This window comes from Streptomyces sp. NPDC006997 (assembly GCF_040635175.1).
GTDB lineage: Bacteria > Actinomycetota > Actinomycetes > Streptomycetales > Streptomycetaceae > Streptomyces.
On the sequence record NZ_JBEYHH010000032.1, the window covers coordinates 49,990 to 69,361 of the forward strand.

At 73.2% G+C, this 19,372-nt stretch carries 19 protein-coding genes and 1 pseudogene; 7 read left to right on the forward strand and 13 right to left on the reverse strand.

All coding sequences use genetic code 11. The annotated features are described in order from the left end of the window. Positions 1-62 precede the first annotated feature (62 nt). Both ABZ659_RS27560 and ABZ659_RS27565 read right to left on the reverse strand, forming a co-directional pair. Positions 63-1,067: an EamA family transporter gene (locus ABZ659_RS27560; protein ID WP_360225006.1), complete on the reverse strand. Its 1,005-nt coding sequence runs from the start codon at positions 1,065-1,067 to the stop codon at positions 63-65. 83 nt (positions 1,068-1,150) lie between these two features. Further along, positions 1,151-1,666 (reverse strand): Clp protease N-terminal domain-containing protein, encoded by a 516-nt coding sequence (locus ABZ659_RS27565; RefSeq protein ID WP_360225008.1) that lies wholly within the window; start codon positions 1,664-1,666, stop codon positions 1,151-1,153. Positions 1,667-1,754: 88 nt separating this feature from the next. Here ABZ659_RS27565 and ABZ659_RS27570 point away from each other — a divergent pair. Continuing rightward, positions 1,755-2,270: pseudogene (locus ABZ659_RS27570) on the forward strand (hypothetical protein); the annotation flags it as partial. 79 nt (positions 2,271-2,349) lie between these two features. Here the strand turns inward: ABZ659_RS27570 and ABZ659_RS27575 are convergent. Together ABZ659_RS27575 and ABZ659_RS27580 are read right to left on the reverse strand one after the other, a co-directional pair. Beyond that, a complete protein-coding gene (locus ABZ659_RS27575; protein WP_360225010.1) occupies positions 2,350-2,964 on the reverse strand; it encodes a PadR family transcriptional regulator in 615 nt (204 codons plus the stop codon). A gap of 233 nt (positions 2,965-3,197) precedes the next feature. Beyond that, the gene (locus ABZ659_RS27580) at positions 3,198-4,085 is read right to left on the reverse strand and encodes a LysR family transcriptional regulator (RefSeq protein WP_360225012.1); all 888 of its coding nucleotides are present in this window, start codon (positions 4,083-4,085) and stop codon (positions 3,198-3,200) included. A 70-nt stretch (positions 4,086-4,155) separates the two neighbouring features. On the opposite strand from ABZ659_RS27580, the gene ABZ659_RS27585 reads away from it, so the two are divergent. After that, positions 4,156-4,521 carry a nuclear transport factor 2 family protein gene (locus tag ABZ659_RS27585; RefSeq protein ID WP_360225014.1) on the forward strand — a complete coding sequence of 122 codons (366 nt, stop codon included), beginning with the start codon at positions 4,156-4,158 and terminating at the stop codon, positions 4,519-4,521. 143 nt (positions 4,522-4,664) lie between these two features. On the opposite strand, the gene ABZ659_RS27590 is transcribed toward ABZ659_RS27585, so the two are convergent. After that, entirely contained in the window at positions 4,665-5,087 is a 423-nt protein-coding gene (locus tag ABZ659_RS27590) for a VOC family protein (RefSeq protein ID WP_360225082.1), read from the reverse strand. 366 nt (positions 5,088-5,453) lie between these two features. On the opposite strand from ABZ659_RS27590, the gene ABZ659_RS27595 reads away from it, so the two are divergent. Then, positions 5,454-5,681 carry a LysR substrate-binding domain-containing protein gene (locus tag ABZ659_RS27595; RefSeq protein WP_360225084.1) on the forward strand — a complete coding sequence of 76 codons (228 nt, stop codon included), beginning with the start codon at positions 5,454-5,456 and terminating at the stop codon, positions 5,679-5,681. Positions 5,682-5,711: 30 nt separating this feature from the next. Continuing rightward, complete coding sequence (locus tag ABZ659_RS27600; protein WP_360225016.1) at positions 5,712-6,563, forward strand: aminoglycoside phosphotransferase family protein; 852 nt, start codon at positions 5,712-5,714, stop codon at positions 6,561-6,563. Positions 6,564-6,575: 12 nt separating this feature from the next. Here the strand turns inward: ABZ659_RS27600 and ABZ659_RS27605 are convergent, their stop codons facing one another. The 6 genes from ABZ659_RS27605 to ABZ659_RS27630 all read right to left on the reverse strand — a co-directional run bounded on the left by ABZ659_RS27605 (position 6,576) and on the right by ABZ659_RS27630 (position 14,760). Continuing rightward, positions 6,576-9,002 (reverse strand): phosphoketolase family protein, encoded by a 2,427-nt coding sequence (locus ABZ659_RS27605; protein WP_360225018.1) that lies wholly within the window; start codon positions 9,000-9,002, stop codon positions 6,576-6,578. 153 nt (positions 9,003-9,155) lie between these two features. Next, complete coding sequence (locus ABZ659_RS27610; protein WP_360225020.1) at positions 9,156-10,016, reverse strand: universal stress protein; 861 nt, start codon at positions 10,014-10,016, stop codon at positions 9,156-9,158. 5 nt (positions 10,017-10,021) lie between these two features. Beyond that, on the reverse strand, positions 10,022-11,050 hold the full coding sequence (locus tag ABZ659_RS27615) for a zinc-dependent alcohol dehydrogenase (RefSeq protein ID WP_360225022.1): 1,029 nt from the start codon (positions 11,048-11,050) through the stop codon (positions 10,022-10,024). Between the two features lie 45 nt (positions 11,051-11,095). Further along, positions 11,096-12,001, reverse strand: coding sequence for a universal stress protein (locus ABZ659_RS27620; protein WP_360225024.1), 906 nt, complete (start codon positions 11,999-12,001; stop codon positions 11,096-11,098). A gap of 110 nt (positions 12,002-12,111) precedes the next feature. Beyond that, positions 12,112-13,839 (reverse strand): GAF domain-containing sensor histidine kinase, encoded by a 1,728-nt coding sequence (locus ABZ659_RS27625; RefSeq protein WP_360225026.1) that lies wholly within the window; start codon positions 13,837-13,839, stop codon positions 12,112-12,114. A 222-nt stretch (positions 13,840-14,061) separates the two neighbouring features. Beyond that, positions 14,062-14,760, reverse strand: coding sequence for a response regulator transcription factor (locus ABZ659_RS27630; RefSeq protein ID WP_360225028.1), 699 nt, complete (start codon positions 14,758-14,760; stop codon positions 14,062-14,064). A gap of 205 nt (positions 14,761-14,965) precedes the next feature. On the opposite strand from ABZ659_RS27630, the gene ABZ659_RS27635 reads away from it, so the two are divergent. The 3 genes from ABZ659_RS27635 (at position 14,966) to ABZ659_RS27645 (ending at position 16,900) form a co-directional block, all read left to right on the forward strand. Further along, the gene (locus tag ABZ659_RS27635; RefSeq protein WP_360225030.1) at positions 14,966-15,439 is read left to right on the forward strand and encodes a pyridoxamine 5'-phosphate oxidase family protein; all 474 of its coding nucleotides are present in this window, start codon (positions 14,966-14,968) and stop codon (positions 15,437-15,439) included. Between the two features lie 121 nt (positions 15,440-15,560). Then, on the forward strand, positions 15,561-16,028 hold the full coding sequence (locus ABZ659_RS27640) for a cyclic nucleotide-binding domain-containing protein (protein ID WP_360225032.1): 468 nt from the start codon (positions 15,561-15,563) through the stop codon (positions 16,026-16,028). Between the two features lie 62 nt (positions 16,029-16,090). Further along, positions 16,091-16,900 carry a PhzF family phenazine biosynthesis protein gene (locus ABZ659_RS27645; RefSeq protein WP_360225034.1) on the forward strand — a complete coding sequence of 270 codons (810 nt, stop codon included), beginning with the start codon at positions 16,091-16,093 and terminating at the stop codon, positions 16,898-16,900. A gap of 22 nt (positions 16,901-16,922) precedes the next feature. Here ABZ659_RS27645 and ABZ659_RS27650 read toward each other — a convergent pair whose 3' ends face one another. Continuing rightward, positions 16,923-17,726, reverse strand: coding sequence for a type II CAAX endopeptidase family protein (locus tag ABZ659_RS27650; protein ID WP_360225036.1), 804 nt, complete (start codon positions 17,724-17,726; stop codon positions 16,923-16,925). A 95-nt stretch (positions 17,727-17,821) separates the two neighbouring features. Continuing rightward, positions 17,822-19,339, reverse strand: a complete 1,518-nt coding sequence (locus tag ABZ659_RS27655; protein WP_360225038.1) for a glutamate--cysteine ligase — start codon at positions 19,337-19,339, stop codon at positions 17,822-17,824. Between the last annotated feature and the right edge of the window lie 33 nt (positions 19,340-19,372).

Sequence of the window (19,372 nt, forward strand, 5' to 3'; positions counted from 1 at the left end):
ACCGCCCGCCTCAGGCGGCCGGAGGCGGGAGAACGCGTGCGTCCGAATGCATGATCGACACCCTAGGCCGCCCTCTCGCTGGTGGACAACCGCGTTTCCCCGCCACCCGCCGCCACCGGTTCCGGGGCGCCTCTCGCGGGCGTCGACGACTGCGCGATGAAGGCACCGACCAGCACCACCGCGCCGCCCGCCAGCTGCGGCGCCGAGAGGTGCTCGCCGAGCAGCACCCAGGCCAGGACGGTCGCGATCACCGCCTCCAGACAGGCGACCACTCCGGCGACCTGCGGGGAGAGTCTGCGCACGGCGACCACGCCGGTGACGTAGGCGACGACCGTGGCGATCAGCACGATCCAGGCCAGCAGCGCGGCGGCCGGGACGCTGGTGCCGTCCATGTCGGCGGTCCCGCCGAGCACCGCCCAGTCCATGCCCCAGGGCCGGGCCACCAGGGCGAGCACGGCGGCGCCGACGAGCAGTCCGTAGGCGATGACGCCCAGCGGGTCGGGAGCGTCGGCGCCGGAGTCGCTGCCCTGGTCGGACAGGACGAAGTAGCCGACCTGGCAGCAGGCCGCCCCGAGGGCGAGCAGCAGCCCCAGGGCGTCGAAGCCGAGGCCCGCCCACACCTCGACGACGCAGGCCAGACCTCCGACCGCGAGGACGACTCCGAGGGCGGCGGCCCGGGTCACCGGCCGTCGCTGCACGAACCGCACCCAGCCGAGGACCAGCGCGGGCGCCAGGTACTCGACGAGCAGGGCGACGCCGACCGGGATCCGGGAGATCGCGGCGAAGTAGCAGGCCTGCACACCGGCGACGGCGAGCAGCCCGAACCCGACGAGCAGCGCGGGCCTTCGGCGCGGCAGCGCGCGGTGCCGCACGGCGAGCGGCAGCATCACCAGGGCCGCACCGGCGACCCTCAGCCACACCACGTGCAGCGGGTCGAGGCCCGCTTCGATCAGCGGCTTGGCCGCCACCCCTGATCCGCCGAAGGCGACCGCCGACCCGAGCGCGAGCCCGAGGCCGAGCCCCTTCCCGTGGCTGCCGTGACTGCTGTTCGTCGTCCGCACCGGCATATGATGGCAGGCACCGACAGGAGCGTCACCCCCGTTGACACCTGTCTCACCGACTGGACGCGCGTCGGCCGGGGGCGGATGCCTCAGAGGACGGCGAGCAGCCGCCCCACGTCCACCCCGGCCCGCCCGAGCACCTCGGCGGCCCGGGACCGCCGGTCCACGAGGAGCCCCGCCAGCAGGTCGACGCCGCGGGCGAGCGCCTCACCCCGCCCCGCGGCACGCGCGCACGCCAGCTCCATCGCCTCGGCCGCGAGTGGCGAGCATCCGACGGCCTCGGGGAGCGCGGTGACGAGGGGCAGGGCGCCGGAGTCCTCCACGCTGGCCTGCCAGCGCAGTCCGTAGCCGATGCTGCGCTGGACGAGGTAGCCGAGCAGCCGCGCGAGCTGCGGCCCGTCGCCGAAGACGGCGCGCACCTCGGGGTCGTGCTCCAGCAGCGAGTGCAGCAGATGGGCGGAGTCGACGTGCCGGTCCCCGTCCCGCTGGGCCCGTCGACGGGCGCCTGTCACCACCGCGGCCAGCTCGGCGCTGAGACTGGCATCGTTGTCCACGCGGTGGGCGCCCCGCTGAGGGGCGGCCTGAGGGGGGATCCGGTGTTGCACGCCCCTACCCCATCAGCCCCGGAAGATCAGGTCATCCCCGGCAGGACGCATCTTCGCGTCCCACACAGAGTGGACATCCCCCGCCGGTATCTCATCCTCACGGAGGAGATCAGGCCACTTTCAGGCCAGCGCCGCGCCACAGGCACGCGTCACCGCCCCCGCCGAGAAGATCTGGGCCGGGCTCACGGACTGGTCCTTCTACGCCGACCGGAACGCCACCGCGCCAGCTCCCCCAGGGCGACCCGAGGCGCTGGAGACCGGCGCGACCTTCGAGGAGAACTTGAGACTGATGGGCTCCCCGGCCGAGGCGGAGCGGACGGTCGAGGTGGAGCGGACGGCCGAGGTGGAGCGGACGGCCGACATGGAGCGGACGGTCGTGGTACAGCGGGCGGTCGAGGAACTGGAGCCCGCGCGGGTGCTGGCCATCCGCGGCAAGGGCCTGACGGCGGCCACGGTCGCCACCCGCTCCACCCTGACCCCGGACGACGGCTCCACGACGGTCCGGGTCCACGGCGAGCCCACGGGCGCCGTGGTCTCCTTGACGGCGGGCAGGCCGAGGGACCCGGCGGCGGCGGCCCTGAACGACTCGCTGAGCCGACTGTCCGCGTCGGTCCCCTGTCAGACCCGGCAGGGGCACCCCGGGCCCACCCGGAACGCCCCTGCCGCTACCGCCCACTCACCACTCAGTCCTCGTCGGCGAGGATGAGGTACAGCTTCTTGCGGGCCTCGTTGATGACGGCGAGCGCCTTCTCGCGCTGCTCCTTGCTGCCCGTCTTCCAGACCTGCCCGAAGGCCTCCATCAGACCGAACCCGGCCTGCCGGATCTCCCCGAGGGCCTCCCAGTCGACCCCACGCGAGGCCTCCTCCCAGGGCGCCTCCGGACCGTCCTCGGCGGCGGTCCGACCCGCCTCGGTGAGCGAGAACAGCTTCTTGCCACCCTCGGTCATACTGGCAATCAGACCCTCGTCCTCCAGCAACTGGAGGGTCGGGTACACCGAACCGGGACTGGGCTTCCACGCCCCACCGCTCCGCTCGGCGATCTCCTGGATCATCTCGTAGCCGTGCATCGGCCGGTCCTTCAACAGGGCCAGGATCGACGCCCGCACGTCACCGCGCCGCGCCCTCCCCCTGGGCCCGCCACGCCCCCGCCCCCAGGGCCCCGGTCCGAATCCGGGTCCCCCGGGCCCGAACCCGTGACCACCAGGACCGAAGGGCCCGAAGGCCGCCCGACGCCCCTCGAAGCCGCCGCGCCCCCGCGACTGGGGGCCGTGTCCACGCTCGAATCCGTGCTGGTCCATCGCACTCACTCCATCTATCGTTGATCCATCGCGACGCCTCAACGATATATCGGCACCTGTCGCACGACAAGCCTTCACCGGAGCGGATGTGTGACCTGTCCCCATGAAGCTGACGCGGCTCTCGACGAAGTCGCACCGAATCAACGTCGTCTCAGTAGATCCGCACGCCGTAGTGATACGTCCCAGTGAGTCTGCGTCCAGCACCGGCTGCGGGTGACGCAGCCGTGACCGCGTCACCCGCCTTCCTGGCCACCTTGCAGCGCAGCGAGGAGTCTGGATCGCAGAAGTCGCACGGCTGGGGAGTGCTGACCTCGGCGAACGATCAGTCCGAGCCGAGCGTGCGTGGTCGCGTCGGTGAGCGAGATGGTCCGCAGTCTGGCGCCCTCTATGGAGGACGCGGTGAGAACGGCGACGCCCGCGCCGCGCTCAGCGAGGCGGAGCAGGGTGGCAGGAGAACTGGCATCGATGTCCACGCGTGGGCCGAGACCGATCCTGTGGCAGGAGTCCTCGTAGGCGGCGCGAATACCGGTGCCTGCGGAGAGGCAGAGGATCCTCTCGCCCCGTAGGTCATCGAGGCGAAGTTCCGGCCGGTCGAGGCGATGCCCGGCAGGGACGGCCGCGGTGAGGGGCTCGTCGGTGACGACGCTCTCCTCCAGGCCGGGGGCGACGCCGTTCGCGTAGCCGATCAGGGCGAGGTCGAGAGAGCTGGCAAGGACCTGAGCCTGGAGGTTGTCGGAGGAGCCCTCGTGAAGGCTGACCTCGATGCCGGGGTGGGTGTGGCCGAGGTCGGCGACGGTGTCGAGGAAGGCCGGGATCGAGCAGCCCGTGATCATGCCGAGACGGACCCGGCCACGGACGGCATCGGCGAACTCGGCGGCGGCGTGCTTGATGGCCTCGAGAGTGGCGAGGGCGTTCTTCACGAGGGGGAGAACGGCCTCGCCGGCCGGGGTGAGGCGGATTTGACGGCCGGAGCGGTCGAGCAGCCGTTGCCCCAACTCCGACTCCAGCTTGGCTACTTGGGTGCTGATGCCGGACTGGCTGACGTGCAGGCGATGGGCGGCAGCGGTGAACGTGCCCTCGTCCACGATCGCGGCGAAGTAGCGCAGCTGACGCATCTCCATACCCAATGATGATAGATGCCATCTGATCCATCTGTTGGACGGATGTAACCGGTGACTGAAGGATGGAGGCATGACGACGAGGACTGCGCGGGAGCTTGCCGAGACCTACTTCACCGCCTGGGAGGCGGGTGACTTCGATACTTTGCGAGGGGTGCTGGCCGAGAACGTCGACTTCGTCGGAGCCCTGGGAACCGCGTCGGGGGTCGAGGAGGCGCTCGCCGGGCTGAAGGGGCTTGGTCGGGTGCTGGAGAAGATCGACGTGAAGGCGCGGGTGGCGGAAGGCGGCGAAGTGATCACCTGGTTCGACCTGTGCACAAGCGTCGCGCCGCCAACGCCGACAGCGAACTGGATGCATGTGGAGGACGGGAAGGTCACCCGGATCCGGGTGACCTTCGATCCCCGGGCACTCCTGGCGGGATTCGAGGCGCGGAACTGAACGAGGAGGACCTGGGCGCCATGCTGAGATCAAGACTCGATACGTGCCCTGGCCTCTGGCAGCCTCTGGCGGCCGTGGCCTTGTGGCGGTGCCGTGGGGCCTTCTCGCGGCAACTCCTCAGTGGGCACGGCGCCGGAGACCGGTCAGCGCGTCTGTTCGGCCAGAGCGACGATGATGCCCGCGGGGCCGCGGAGGTAGCAGAGGCGGTAGGCGTTCTCGTACTGCACCAGGTCGCCGAGGAGTTCGGCGCCATGGGGCTTGACGCGGTCGAGGACGTCGTCGATGTCCTCGACGGCGAACATGACGCGGTGGGCGCCCAGGGTGTTCGGCGGGGCCTGCGGGTCGGACTGGCGGGGCGTCGGGGTGTGGTACCTGGTCAGTTCGAGCCGTCCGTGGCCGTCCGGGGTGCGCATCATCGCGATGTCCGAGCGGACCCCTTCGAGCCCGACGAGGCGGTCCACCTCGCTGCCCTCGACCGTCGCCTCGCCCTCCAGTTCCAGTCCGAGCGCGGTGAAGAACGCCTTCGCGGCCGGGAGGTCGTCGACGACGACGGCGACGTTGTCCATCCGCCGGATCGATCCGCGTCCGGGGCCTCGCTGGTCGGTGTCGGTCATGGTGGTCTTCCTTCCGGGGTTCAGGCGGTCTGACGGTCCCGCTGGCGCCGCGCGAGTTCCTCGACGGCGGTCGGCAGCGTGGTCTCGAAGTCGATCAGTTTGACCCGGGTCGGCTGCACCACCACCCGGACCATGCCGTCCGTCGTAGAGCGACCTCACGTTCGGCTCCCACTCGGTCCGCCATGGCCGCCTCCTCCTCCGCGGAGCGGGCCCGTTCCCCTCAGCGTCCCGCGCGCCGAATCATTCGTCTAACGACAATCTTGGGGCTGAATCATCAGTAGCCTTGCCGGATGCTCGACATCCTGCGGCTCCGCCTGGATCGCCGGGTGCGACAACCGCCGCCGCGAGTTCCTCGACGCCTGCGGCAAGGCGGGGTTCGTGCCGGCCATCGCCTACACCAGCGACGAGATCATCGTCCAGCAGGCCCTGGTCGCCGCGGGCATAGGCGTGACGGCCATGCCGGGGCTGGCGCTGCGCACCCACCGCGCGCCCGGGATCCGGGCCAGCGTCGTGCCGGGCCGCCCCGGCGAACCGACCCACGCGTAGCGTCCAGAGACGAAGGATCCCAGCCCCACCATGCGGACAGCGGAGAAGCCACGAGCGGTGGCCGCGGCCACCTCGGTCGCCTCGTCCCTCGGCCTGCCGGTGGACGACGCGGTCGTCCTCCACGACTCGAACAAGCTCACCCTGCGGCTGCTGCCCGGTGACGTGCTGGCCCGGGTGGCGCCCGCCGCGGACCAGGTCGCGGAGTTCGAGGTCGGGCTCGCCCAGCGGCTCGCCGCGGCCGGGTGCCCCGTGGCCGCCCTGGAGCCCCGCGTGCCGCCGGGCGTGCACGCGCGTGACGGGTTCGTGGTCACGCTGTGGAGCTACTACGCGCCCTTGGCGGACCAGCGGGTCCCGCCCGCCGAGTACGCCGACGCGTTGCGGCGACTGCACACGGGGATGCGCGGACTCGACGTCCCGGCGCCGCACTTCACGGACCGCGTCGAGCGGGCCCAGCGGCTCGTCGCGGACCACGACCGCACCCCGGCGCTCACCGCAGCCGACCGGGAGCTGCTCGACGGCACCCTGCGCGGCCTGCGCCGGGTGATCCGCGAGCGCGGCGGCGCCGAGCAGGTGCTGCACGGCGAGCCGCACCCGGGCAACGTCCTCGCCACGGAGCACGGGCCGCTCTTCATCGACCTGGAGACGTGCTGCCGCGGCCCCGTCGAGTTCGACCTCGCCCATGCCCCGGAGGAGGTCGGCGCGCACTACCCCGGCGCCGACCAGGACCTGCTCCACGCCTGCCGCGTCCTCGTCCTGGCGATGATCACCGCCTGGCGCTGGGACCGCGACGACGAGTTCCCCGACGGGCGCCGGATGGGCACCGAGTGGCTGGACCGGATCCGGGCGGCCGTCGGCCGGGACGGCCTCCCCGCCCCGCGCTGACCGGAGCGCCCGTCACGCTCCCCAGCTCCACTCCGCCACCTCCGGCAGGTCCGTGCCGTGCTCGCGGATCCACGCGTGGTGGCGGGTGCGGGCGTCGGCCATCCGCTGGCGTACGGCGGCGGCGCGGACGGCGAGGCCGGGGACCCGGTCGATGACGTCCATGACCAGGCGGTAGCGGTCGAGGTCGTTGCGGACGACCATGTCGAACGGCGTGGTCGTGGTCCCGGACTCCTTGTACCCGCGCACGTGCAGGTGCGGGTGGCCGGTGCGGCGGTAGGCGAGGCGGTGGATCAGCCACGGGTAGCCGTGGTAGGCGAAGATCACCGGCTTGTCGGCGGTGAACAGGCCGTCGTACTCGAAGTCGGTCATCCCGTGCGGGTGCTCCTCGCGCGGCAGCAGGGTCGTCATGTCGACGACGTTGACGACCCGCACGGCCAGCGCGGGCAGGTTCCGGCGCAGCAGCTGGGCGGCGGCCAGCACCTCCTGGGTGGGCACGTCACCGGCGCAGGCCAGGACGACGTCCGGTTCGGTGCCGTTCTCGGTCCCGGCCCAGTCCCAGACCCCGGCGCCGCGCGCGCAGTGGGCGCGGGCCTGGTCCATGGTCAGCCAGTCGTAGCAGGGCTGCTTCCCGGCGACGACGACGTTGACGTAGTCGCGGCTGCGCAGCACGTGGTCGGCGACGGACAGCAGCGTGTTGGCGTCCGGCGGCAGGTAGACCCGTACGACCTGGGGGCTCTTGTTGAGGACGTGGTCGACGAAGCCGGGGTCCTGGTGGGAGAAGCCGTTGTGGTCCTGCCGCCAGACGTGGCTGGTCAGCAGGTAGTTGAGGGAGGCGACCGGGGCCCGCCAGGACAGCTCGCGGGAGGTCTTCAGCCACTTGACGTGCTGGTTGACCATCGAGTCGACGATGTGCACGAACGCCTCGTAGCACGAGAACAGGCCGTGGCGCCCGGTCAGCAGGTAGCCCTCCAGCCAGCCCTGGCAGAGGTGCTCGGAGAGGACCTCCATCACCCTGCCGTGCCGGTCGAGGTGCTCGTCGACCGGGAGGACGCGGGCCTGCCACGCCTTGCCCGTGGCGCCGTAGACGTCCTGGAGCCGGTTGGAGGCGGTCTCGTCCGGGCCGACCAGCCGGAAGTCGCGGCGGGCGGCGCTGTCCCGCATGACCTGCTCCAGCAGGCCGCCGAGGACGCGGGTCGGCTCGTGCAGCGTGACGCCGGGCTTGTCGACCGGTACGGCGAAGTCGTCCAGGGGCGGCAGCGGCAGGTCGCGGACGAGCAGCCCGCCGTTGGCGTACGGGGTGGCGCCGAGGCGGCGGGTGCCGTCCGGCACACAGGCCAGGACGTCGGGGACGGGCCGGCCGTCGGCGTCGAACAGCTCCTCGGGGCGGTAGGAGCGCAGCCAGGCCTCCAGCTGCCGCAGGTGCTCGGGGTTCTCGCGGACCCCGGCGAGCGGCACCTGGTGGGCCCGCCAGGTGCCCTCCACGGGGTCGCCGTCGACCTCGGCGGGGCCGGTCCAGCCCTTCGGGGTGCGCAGCACGATCATCGGCCAGGGCTGGCGCTCTGCGGCGTCCTCCTCGCGCGCGGCGCGCTGGATCGCGGCGATGCGGTCCAGCGCCCGGTCGAGGGCGGCGGCCAGGTCCCGGTGCACCTGGGCCGGGTCGTCCCCGGCGACGACGAGGGGTTCGTGGCCGTAGCCGCGCAGCAGCGCGTCGAGTTCCGGCTCGGGGAGGCGGGCGAGGACGGTCGGGTTGGCGATCTTGTAGCCGTTGAGGTGGAGGATCGGCAGGACGGCGCCGTCGTGCGCCGGGTCGAGGAACTTGTTGGAGTGCCAGGAGGCGGCGAGCGGGCCGGTCTCCGCCTCGCCGTCGCCGATGACACAGGCGACCAGCAGGTCCGGGTGGTCGAACGCGGCGCCGTAGGCGTGCGCCAGCGCGTAGCCGAGTTCGCCGCCCTCGTGGATGGAGCCCGGTGTCTCCGGAGCCACGTGGCTCGGGATGCCGCCGGGGAAGGAGAACTGCCGGAACAGCCGCGCCATGCCCTCGGCGTCCCGCGACACGTTCGGGTAGGTCTCGCCGTAGCTGCCCTCCAGCCAGGAGTTGGCCACCACCGCCGGCCCTCCGTGTCCGGGCCCCCACACGCACAGCGCGTCGAGGTCACGCGCCCGGATCACCCGGTTGAGGTGGGTGTACACCAGGTTCAGGCCGGGCGAGGTGCCCCAGTGGCCGAGCAGCCGCGGCTTGATGTGGGCGGGCTGGAGCGGCTCGGTCAGCAGCGGGTTGGCGAGCAGGTAGATCTGTCCGGCGGCCAGGTAGTTGGCGGCCCGCCAGTGGGCGTCCAGTCGGTGCAGTTCCTCGTCGGTCAGTACGGTACGGCGGCCGTCGTGGCCGTCCGCTCGGGTCCGTGCGGTACGGCGGCTGTCCTGGTCGTCTGCCGTGGGCATGGGGCGACTCCGTGGGTCGTCGGGCGCTTGCCGGTCGTCGGGCGCTTGCCGGGGACACTTCCCCGCACCGGGGATGGGTACCAGCCCCTCCCCGGCCGGTACCAGGCCGACGCGCCCTGGTTCCCCGCGGTCCGAAGGACGCGCCCCCGCCCGTCACGCCACCCGCTGCGGTACGACCGCCACCGGGCACGCCGCGTGGTGCAGCACCGCGTGTGCCACCCGGCCGAGCTGGAGCCCGAACCGCCCGCCGCGTCGCCGCGCCCCGACGACCACCAGCTCGGCGTCGTACGAGGCGTCGACCAGGGCCCGCCGGGCATGGCCCTCGACGGTGCGGCGCAGCAGCTCGACGTCCGGCGGGGCGTCGCGCAGCGCCTCGTCCAGCCGCCGCGCCGCCTGCTCCTCGTGCGCCGGGTCGGCGGTCCCGCCGGGCAGCGGCGGGTGGCCGCCCGGCTCCCGGGAAGGGCGCCGCCAGGCCCGTACCGCCTCGACGGAGGTCCCGCGGGCCCGGGCCGACTCGACGGCGTAGTGGACGGTCGCCGCGGTCTCCGCGCCGTCGCCGACGCCGACCACGACCCGGCCGTCCGCGGGAGCCGCCGTGTCGCCGCGCACCACGACCACCGGGCAGTGCGCGTGCGCCGCCACCGTCACGCTGACCGAGCCGAGCAGCGCGCCCGCGAAGCCGCCGTGGCCGCGAGTGCCCACGACCACGGCGGCGGCCTGACGGGCCTCCCGGATGAGGACGTACTCCGGCTCCTCGGGCACGATCTCGGCGGTGGCCTTCAGGTCGGGTTGCCGGGCGCCCGCCCGGCGCAGGGCGGCGTCCAGGACCTCCTCGCCGCGCGGTCGCGTCGCGGTGGTGCCGTGCCCGGGGGCGGCACCCTCGTAGCGCTCCCAGAGGGAGGCGTACACGGCCCGCAGCGCGTACCCGCGCCGGACGGCCTCGTCGGCCGCCCAGTCCACGGCCCGCAGGCTCGGCTCGGAGCCGTCCACGCCGACCACCAGCGGGAGGTCCACCGCCGTCACCCCCCGGCGCCCAGGTCGAAGACGATCCGGGCCCGGACGTCACCGCGCAGCACTTCCGCGATGGACTCGTTGACCGCGCTGAGCGGACGGCTCTCGCGGACCACCCGGGTGCGTCCGGCCGCGTGCAGCTGGAAGACCTCGGCGAGGTCCTGCCGGGTGCCGACGATGGAGCCGATGACGGAGGTGCCGTTCAGGACGGTGTCGAAGATAGGCACCCGGACCGTGCCGTGCGCGGGCAGCGCCACCATGACGAGCTTGCCGCCGCGCCGCAGGCCGGTGTACGCCGCTTCGAAGGCGGCGTCGTTGACCGCGAGGGCGATGGCCGCGTGCGCGCCGCCGTGCTGCTTCAGCACCGCCCCGACGTCGTCCTTGCGTGCGTCGATCACCACGTCGGCGCCGAGTTCGGTGGCGAGTTCCAGCTTCTCGTCGGTGACGTCGATCGCGGCGACCGTGGCCCCGGCGATCTTGGCGTACTGGAGGGCGAGATGGCCGAGACCGCCCACCCCGGAGATGGCGACGAGCTGCGTCGGCTGTACCTCGGCGACCTTCAGCGCCTTGTACGTGGTGACCCCGGCGCAGGTCAGCGGGGCGGCGTCGAGGGCGGAGACGCCCTCGGGCACCGGCTGCGCGAAGTCGGCCCAGGCGAGCATCTTCTCGGCGTAGCCGCCGTCGCAGCCGTAACCGGTGTTGATCTGCCGCTCGCACAGCGTCTCCCAGCCGGTCCGGCAGTGCTCGCACCGCCCGCAGGCCCAGCCGAGCCACGGTACGGCGACCCGCTCGCCCACCGACAGGTGCGTCACGCCCTCGCCGAGCCGCTCGACGAGGCCGACGCCCTCGTGGCCGGGGACGAAGGGCGGGTTGGGCTTGACCGGCCAGTCGCCGTGGGCGGCGTGGATGTCGGTGTGGCAGAGTCCGGACGCCTCGACCCGGACCAGGACCTGGCCGGGTCCGGGCTCGGGGTCGGGGTCGGGGCGCTCCTCGATGACGAGGGGCTCACCGAACGCTCGGACGACGGCTGCCTTCATGACGGGACTCCCTTGCTGTGGTGCGGTCGATCAGGGGGATGTGGCTCACGAGTGCGGGACGACGGCGACGGGCGCGGCGGAGTGGTGCAGGACCGCGTGGGTCACGGAGCCGACGCGGGGGCCGAAGGAGCGGCGCCGGATCCGGCGGCCGACGACGACCAGCGAGGCCGTGCGGGAGGCGTCGACGAGGTGGTGGGCGGGCACGCCGACCACGGCCTCCTCGACGACCTCGACGTGCGGGTGCTTGGCCCGCCACGGCTCCAGGGCGGCGGCGAGCGCGGCGGCCCGCTGCGCGGCGAGCAGCTGCTGCGTCTCGGGGCTGGCGGCGAGGCTGTAGACCTCGTACGGCGTCGGGCTCCAGCCGTGCACGACGCGCAGGGCGGCGCCGCGGGCGGCGGCGGCCTCGAAGGCGAACTCGAGCAGTGACTCGTCGGGCCGTGTGGTGTCCAGGCCGAGGACGACCTGCCGGTAGGGGGTGGCGGCGGACGGGATGCCCGCCGGGTCCGGCTCGTGCTCGTCGGCGGCCTGCTCACCGGCGCGGACCAGGACGACCGGCCGCTCGGCGTGCGCCACCACGGACAGGCCCACGGAGCCGACCATGAAGCCGCCGACGCCGCTCATGCCGCGGGAGCCGAGGACGAGCAGTTCGGAGTCGCCCGCGACGCGGGCCAGCACCTCGGCGGCGCCGCCGGGCAGCTGCTCGGCCGTCACCTCCAGGCCGGGGTGGCGCAGGCGCAGGCCCTCGACCGTCTCCCGGGGGATCCGCTCGGCCCAGTGCTCCAGGGTGCCGCCGCTCAGGTGGGGGGCCTGCGCGATGGGGTCGGGGACCGGGTCCCAGACGTGGACGACCTTCAGCGGCAGATCGCGCAGCCGCGCCTCGCGCGCCGCCCACTCGGCCGCCGCGCGGCTCTCCGCCGAGCCGTCGATGCCGCTGACGACGATGCGTTCCATGGTTCGCCTCCCCTGACCTGGTGTGTGACTCCAGGATCGGAGAGGGCGAGGGCGCGCGGCAGGGGCCGCAGGTCCCCGGCCGGGGCCGATGGACCCCAGACAACAGGGAGTTACTGTGAAGTAACCGGTGCCCGCCACACCAGCGTGGTGCCACCGCCGGGCGGGCTGCTCATCTCCAGGTCGCCGCCGAGCTGCTGGGCCCGTTCGGCCATGTTGCGCAGACCGCTGCGGCGGCCCTCGGCGGGGATGCCCACCCCGTTGTCGGAGACCGTCAGGCGCACCTCGCGGCCGTCGGTCTCCAGGGCGACGTCGGCCCGGTCGGCCTGGGCGTGCCGGGCGATGTTGGTGAGCGCCTCGGAGAGGACGGCGACGACGTGGTCGGCGGTCTCCCGCGGCACATGGGTGTCGACCAGGCCCTCCATGCGCAGGCTGGGCGCGTAGCCGAGCACCGGGGCCGCCTCGCCGACGACGCGCACCACGCGGGCGCGCAGCCCGGGGCCCGCGGCCCCGTCCCGGGTCCGCAGTCCGAAGATCGTGGACCGGATGATCTTGATGGTCTCGTCCAGGTCGTCCACCGCCCGCACCACGCGCTCGGCGGCCTCGGTGTGCTCGATGAAACGGCCCGCGCTCTGCAGCGTCATCCCGGTGGCGAACAGCCGCTGGATCGCCAGGTCGTGCAGGTCCCGGGCGATCCGGTCGCGGTCCTTGAGCACGGCGATCTCCTCGGCGTCCTCGCGGCGCTCCGCCAGCTCCATGGCGATCGCGGCCTGCGCGGCGAAGCCCTGCAACGGCTGGATCTCCTTCTCGGAGAACGGCTGCCTGCCCGCCTCCCGCGCCAGCAGGACCACGCCCTCCACCCCGCCCTCGCCGGTGCCGACGGGGACGGCCACGGCGGGGCCGAGCCCGGCGAAGCGCGGCGGTCCGGCCGTGATGCGCTCGTCGTTGGAGGCGTCCCCGCTGGTGACCGGGGCGGCGCTGGCGAACGCCTCGCCCATCAGCGTGCCGCGCACCGGCAGCACCAGCCCCCGGTGCCCCTCCGCGCCCTTGCCGACGGCGAGTTCCACGGCGAGGGTGCCGGTGTCCTCCATCGGCACCGCGAACACGGCCAGCGCCGCGCCGGTGATCTCGGCGGCCCGCCCGGTGATCAGGCCCAGCACCTCGGCGCGCTCGGTGCCGGACATCAGGCCGTGGGTGATCTCCGCGTTGGCGTGGAGCCAGCGCTCCCGCAGCCGGGACTCCTCGTAGAGCCGGGCGTTGTCGATCGCGACGCCCGCCGCCACGGCCAGCGTGGCGAGCACCGACTCGTCCTCCTCGTCGAACTGCGCCCCGCCGCGCTTCTCGGTGAGGTACAGGTTGCCGAAGACCTGGTCGCGCACCCGGATGGGGACGCCGAGGAAGGAGTTCATCGGCGGGTGATTGGCGGGGAAGCCGTACGAGGCGGGGTGGTCCGAGAGCTTCGTCAGCCGCAGCGGCTCGGGGTGGCGGATCAGCTCGCCGAGGATGCCGTGGCCCTCCGGGTAGTGGCCGATCCGGGCGATCTGCTCGTCGCTGATCCCGACGGTGTGGAAGTCGGAGAGCCGCTTTCCGTCCGGGCCGATCACGCCGAGGGCGGCGTACTCGGCGTCGACGAGCACCGCGGCGGCCTCGACGATGCGGCGCAGCGCCTGTTCGAGGTCCAGCTCACGGCCGACCGAGAGCACCGCCTCCAGCAGGCTGTGCACCCGGTCACGGGTACCGCGGGCCGCGTCGATACGGGCCTGTAGCTCCTCCAGCAGCTCGTCCAGCCTGAGCTGCGGACGCTGGACCCGCGCCTCCGGGGACTCGTCGGAGCTTCCCACCAGTGTTCCTCCAGATCGCGCGGCACACCGGAAGATGATGTGCCGGTCAGAGGACACGTTAATGGGCCGACGCGCGAGAGGTTACTCCGGTGTCGGACTTGGCGTCGCGAGCTGCGGCCACGCACCCTCACGGGCGGTGGCCACGCACCCTCCCGACACCGGGATCAACGCACGTCGTCACCACGTACGCGCGGGAACACGCACGTCGTCGCGCCCCCCGGATCAGTGGCCGCCGCCGCTCTGCCGCAGCCGGTCCTGCGCCTGGGTGGCGATCACCGCCGCCTGGATGCGCCGCTCCACACCGAGCTTGGCCAGCAGCCGGGAGATGTGGTTCTTCACCGTCTTCTCCGCGAGGAACAGCTGCTGCCCGATCTGCCGGTTGGTGAGCCCCTCCCCGATCAGGGCGAGGATCTCCCGCTCCCGGGCGGTCAGCCCCGGCAGCACGTCCACCTCGGTCTCCTGCTCCTGGCCGCCACGCAGCCGCGCCATCAGCTTGGTCGCGGCGCTCGGGTCGAGCAGGGACTGCCCCTTGGCGACCGTGCGCACGGCGGAGACCAGGTCCGAGCCCTGGATCTGCTTGAGGACGTAACCGGCGGCGCCCGCCATGATCGAGTCCAGCAGCGCCTCCTCGTCGTCGAAGGAGGTCAGCATCAGACAGGCCAGGTCCGGCATCCGCGAGCGCAGCTCCCGGCACACGCTCACCCCGTCGCCGTCGGGCAGCCGCACGTCGAGCACGGCGACCTGCGGGCGCAGCGCGGGGACCCGGGCGAGGGCCTGCTCCGCGGTGGCCGCCTCGCCGACCACGGTGATGTCCGGTTCGTCGTCCAGCAGGTCGTGCACTCCGCGGCGTACCACCTCGTGGTCGTCCAGCAGGAAGACCCGGATGGGGGTGCCGGGGCCACTCTGCTCACTGTCCGCCATGGATGCGCTCCTGGTTCCGCTGTCTGGGTCGCCGGTACGGCCACCTGCCGCACCTGTGTCCCCATCCTGCCTGGTGCGGTGCCCGAAGGGCCAGGGCCGATGGTCCCTGGTCGCGCCGACCGCCGCGGGACGGGGCCGTTCGGCCCTGGTGACGGGGCGCGCGAGCCGGTCGAATGGACGGATCAATCTCCCGGAGACCACACACATGACCTTCGACAACGCCCGGACCGTCGCCGCCGGGCCCCGCCAGAGCATCGAACTCGACAGCGCGGAGGCGCTGCGGCTGCTCGGCAGCGTATCGCTGGGCAGGATCGTCTTCACCCGGCAGGCGCTGCCGACCGTCCGTCCGGTCAACCACGTCCTGGACGGCGGTGACATCGTCATCCGCACCCACGAGGGCGCGGCGCTGACCTCGCACGCGCGCGGCGCGGGCGGCCACGGCGTCGTCGTCGCCTACGAGGCCGACGTCATCGACCCGGACACCCACCTCGGCTGGAGCGTGGTGGTCACCGGTTACGCGTACCTGGTGACCGACCCGGACGAGCTGGCCCGCTACCGGGCCCTGCTGCGGCCCTGGACGCTCCCGGCCCTGGACATGGACCACGCCGTGCGCATCCGCCCCGACCTGGTCACCGGCATCCGCCTGGTCTCCCCCGAGGAGGCGGGGCCGGGCCGGTGAGGGTCCAGTGGCGCCCGTACCGGGGCCGGTCGGCCCACGCTCGCGCGGGCGCCGCGTGGCCACCCTGGAAGAACGGTGGACCGCACCCTCCCCCACCCCCTCACCGCACGGGAGGCACCCCATGAACACCGCGCAGACCCCGAGCATGTTGCGCGCCCTGCCCCTCGAGCACCGGCAGCGGCTGATGCGCGTCGCCCGTGAGGTGTCCTTCCCGGAGGGCACCCGGCTGTTCCAGGAGGGCGGGCGCGCGGACCGGTTCTGGATCATCCGCACCGGCACGGTGGAACTCGACATGCACGTGCCCGGCCGCCGCGCCGCCGTCATCGAGTCCCTCGGCCACAACGAACTCGTCGGCTGGTCCTGGCTGTTCTCGCCGCACGTCTGGCACCTGGGCGCCGTCACCACCTCACCGGTGCGGGCCTACGAGTTCGACGCCACCGCGGTGCGCGCCATGTGCGAGGACGACCCCGCCATGGGCAACACGGTCAGCCAGTGGGTGGGCGCCGTCCTGGCCCACCGCCTGCGCGCGTCCCGCACCCGCCTGCTCGACCTGTACGCCCCGTACGGCGCGGGCAGCTCCCCCGGCTGACCGGTCCAGCACCCGCGGATTGGCCTTGGCCCGTGCCCGTGCGCGCCGTCTACGGTCGGCTCATGCGAATCCGTATCGTCGACGCCTTCACCGAGCGCCCCTTCTCCGGCAACCCGGCGGGAGTGCTGCTGCTGGACGCCTTCCCGGACGACAGCTGGCTCCAGAACGTCGCGCTGGAGGTGAACCACGCCGAGACGGCCTTCGCGCACCGGCTGCCCGAGGGCGGCGGGGCCGACTGGGCGCTGCGCTGGTTCACGCCCGCCACCGAGGTCGACCTGTGCGGCCACGCCACCCTCGCCACGGCCCACGTGCTGCACTCCACGGGCGCCCACGAGGGCCCCGTACGGTTCGCCACCCGCAGCGGCGTGCTCCTCGCGACGCCCGCCGGGGACGGCTCCCTCACCCTGGACTTCCCCACCGCCCCGCTGACGGCGGTGGACGTCCCCGACGGCGTCGCCACGGCCCTGGGCGCCGAGCCCCGCGCGGCCTACGACACCGGCCCGCACGTCGGCGACCTGCTCGTGGAACTGGCCGACGAGAAGACGGTGCACGCCCTGCGCCCGGACCACAAGGCGCTGGCCGCCTACTCCACCCGCGGCGTCATCGCCACCGCCCGCGCCGAGGACCCGGCCCGCGGCTACGACTTCGTCTCCCGGTGCTTCTTCCCGAACGTCGGCATCGACGAGGACCCGGTCACCGGCAGCGCGCACACCGCCCTGGCCCCCTACTGGTCCGAGCGCCTCGGCCGCCCCGACCTCACCGGTCTCCAGGCGTCCCGGCGCTCCGGCCGCGTCCGCACCTCCCTGCGCGGCGAGCGCACCCTCCTGACGGGCCGCGCGGTCACGGTCATCGAGGGCGAACTGCACGCCTGACGGACGAGAGCCCGGCCGCCGCTCAGGCGGTCGGCAGCCAGTCCACCTTCCCGGCCAGCAGGCCGTACCCGACGAACGCCCCGATGTCGAGCAGCGAGTGCGCCACCACCAGCGGCCCCACGCGCCCCCAGCGCCGGTACAGGTGGACGAACACCACGCCCATCACCATGTTCCCGACGAACCCGCCGACGCCCTGGTACAGGTGGTACGACCCGCGCAGCACCGAACTCCCCGTCAGCGCCGCCCCCGGCGACCAGCCCAGCTGCCCGAGCCTGCGCAGCAGGTAGCCGACGACGATGACCTCCTCGACCACGGCGTTCTGGATCGCGGAGAGGATCAGCACCGGGTACTTCCACCACACCTCGGGCAGCGCCTCCGGCACCACGGTGAGGTTGAAGCCGAGGCCGCGGGCGGCGAGGTAGAAGGCGATCCCGCTGCTGCCGATGACGGCGGCGATCACCGCGCCCCGGCCGAGGTCGGGCCAGGGCCGGGTGCGGTCGAAGCCGAGGACGCGCAGGCTGCGGCCCTCGCGGATGAGGAAGTGCGCGACGAGCGCCACCGGCACCAGCGCCGTCGCGATGCCGAAGAGCTGCCAGGCGAGGTCCAGCCAGGGCCGCCCGGGCGCCGCGGAGGCGTTGAGCGTGGCCGCCTGGTCCTTCAGACCGCCCGGCCGGGTCACCGACCCGACGAAGCTGATCAGCGCGGACACCCCGCTCGCCCCGAGCGACACCGCCAGCACGAGGAGCGTCTCGTCCCGCAACCGCCGCCGCGAGAGCCCCTCGTCCGCAACCCCCGACGCCGCCACCACCCGCGCACCCGCCTTCACTCAGCCGACCACCGGCCCCCATCTTCGCCGGTCACTCCGGCCTCAGCAGCACCGGGGGCGGCGTCAGGGGCCGGTGGACCGGCCGGGTACGGGGGTCAGCCCAGCGGCACCGGCTCCGGGAGCCCCACCGGCCAGGCGTGCACCGGGTCGCCGACGTGCATCAGCTCGCAGTAGCGCCGGGTGGTCGCCGCGAGGGCGACGTCCCGGGAGAGCCCGGACTCCAGCGCCCGGTGGAAGGTGGCGACCTGCCAGGACGCCCCGTTGAACCGGCGCCGGCAGCGCTCGTCGATCACGCCCAGGTACAGGTCCCGGTCGGCGGGCTCCACGCCCCACGCGTCCAGCCCGACCTCGGCGAGCGGCAGCAGTTCGTCCCGCACCAGCCGGACCGCGTCGACCTCGGTCGTCCCGCCGTACCGCACCGGGCGCGGCCACTGGAAGCGGGCCTCGACGCCGTACCGGCAGGCGGCGTCGAAGTTGGCCGCCGCCGCGTCGAAGGGCAGCCGGGTCCACACCGGCCGGGACTCGTCGGCGAGGGCGCGCACCAGCCCGTAGTAGAACGCCGCGTTGGCGATGACGTCCGTGACGGTGGGACCGGCGGGCAGGACGCGGTTCTCCACCCGCAGGTGGGGGACGCCGTCGGCGATGCCGTACACGGGCCGGTTCCAGCGGTAGACGGTGCCGTTGTGCAGGACGAGTTCGGCGAGCGAGGGCACCCCGCCCTTCTCGACGACGGCGAGCGGGTCCTCGTCGTCGCAGATCGGCAGCAGCGCCGGGAAGTAGCGCAGGTTCTCCTCGAACAGGTCGTACGCCGAGGAGATCCACCGCTCGCCGAACCAGGTGCGCGGCCGTACCCCCTGGGCCTGCAACTCGGGCGGCCGGGTGTCGGTGGACTGCTGGAACAGCGGCGGCCTGGACTCCCGCCACAGCTCCCGGCCGAAGAGGAACGGCGAGTTCGCCCCCACGGCGATCTGCGCGGCGGACGCGACCTGCGCCGCGTTCCACACGTCGGCGAACCGCCCCGGCGTGACCTGGAGGTGGAGCTGCACGGACGTGCAGGCGGCCTCGGGGGCGATGGACTTGGAGGTGCAGGTGAGGTGCTCCACGCCCGCGATGTCGAGGGCGAAGTCCTCACCGCGGGCGGCGACGATCTGGTCGTTGAGGAGGGCGTAGCGGTCGACGTCGGAGAGGTTGGAGGAGACCAGGTCGTCGCGGTCCAGGGTCGGCAGAATACCGATCATCGCGATTCCGGCGGACACCTCCCCGGCTTTCCGGTCGGCATATGCCAGGGACGTGCGGAGTTCCTCCGCGAGCCGGTCGAATACCCGGCCGCCCAATCGGTGGGGGGCTATGTTGACCTCTAGGTTGAACATGGCGAGTTCTGTTTGGAAGTCCCGGCTGGCGATCCGCTCAAGGACTTGCGCATTCAACATTCTCGGCATCCCGTCCGTACCGACGAGATTCAGCTCGATCTCCAGCCCCATGAGGTTCTTGGGCCGGTCGAACCGCCCCTCCTCCAGGAGGCGCCCCAGCCCCACCAGGCACTGCCGGACCTTGTCGCGGTAGCGCTGGCGGTCAGACAGGTCGAACGCGCCCGCCACGACCTTCTCCCCCATGGAGCGTCCCTCCTCGCACGGTGTCCTGGTCAG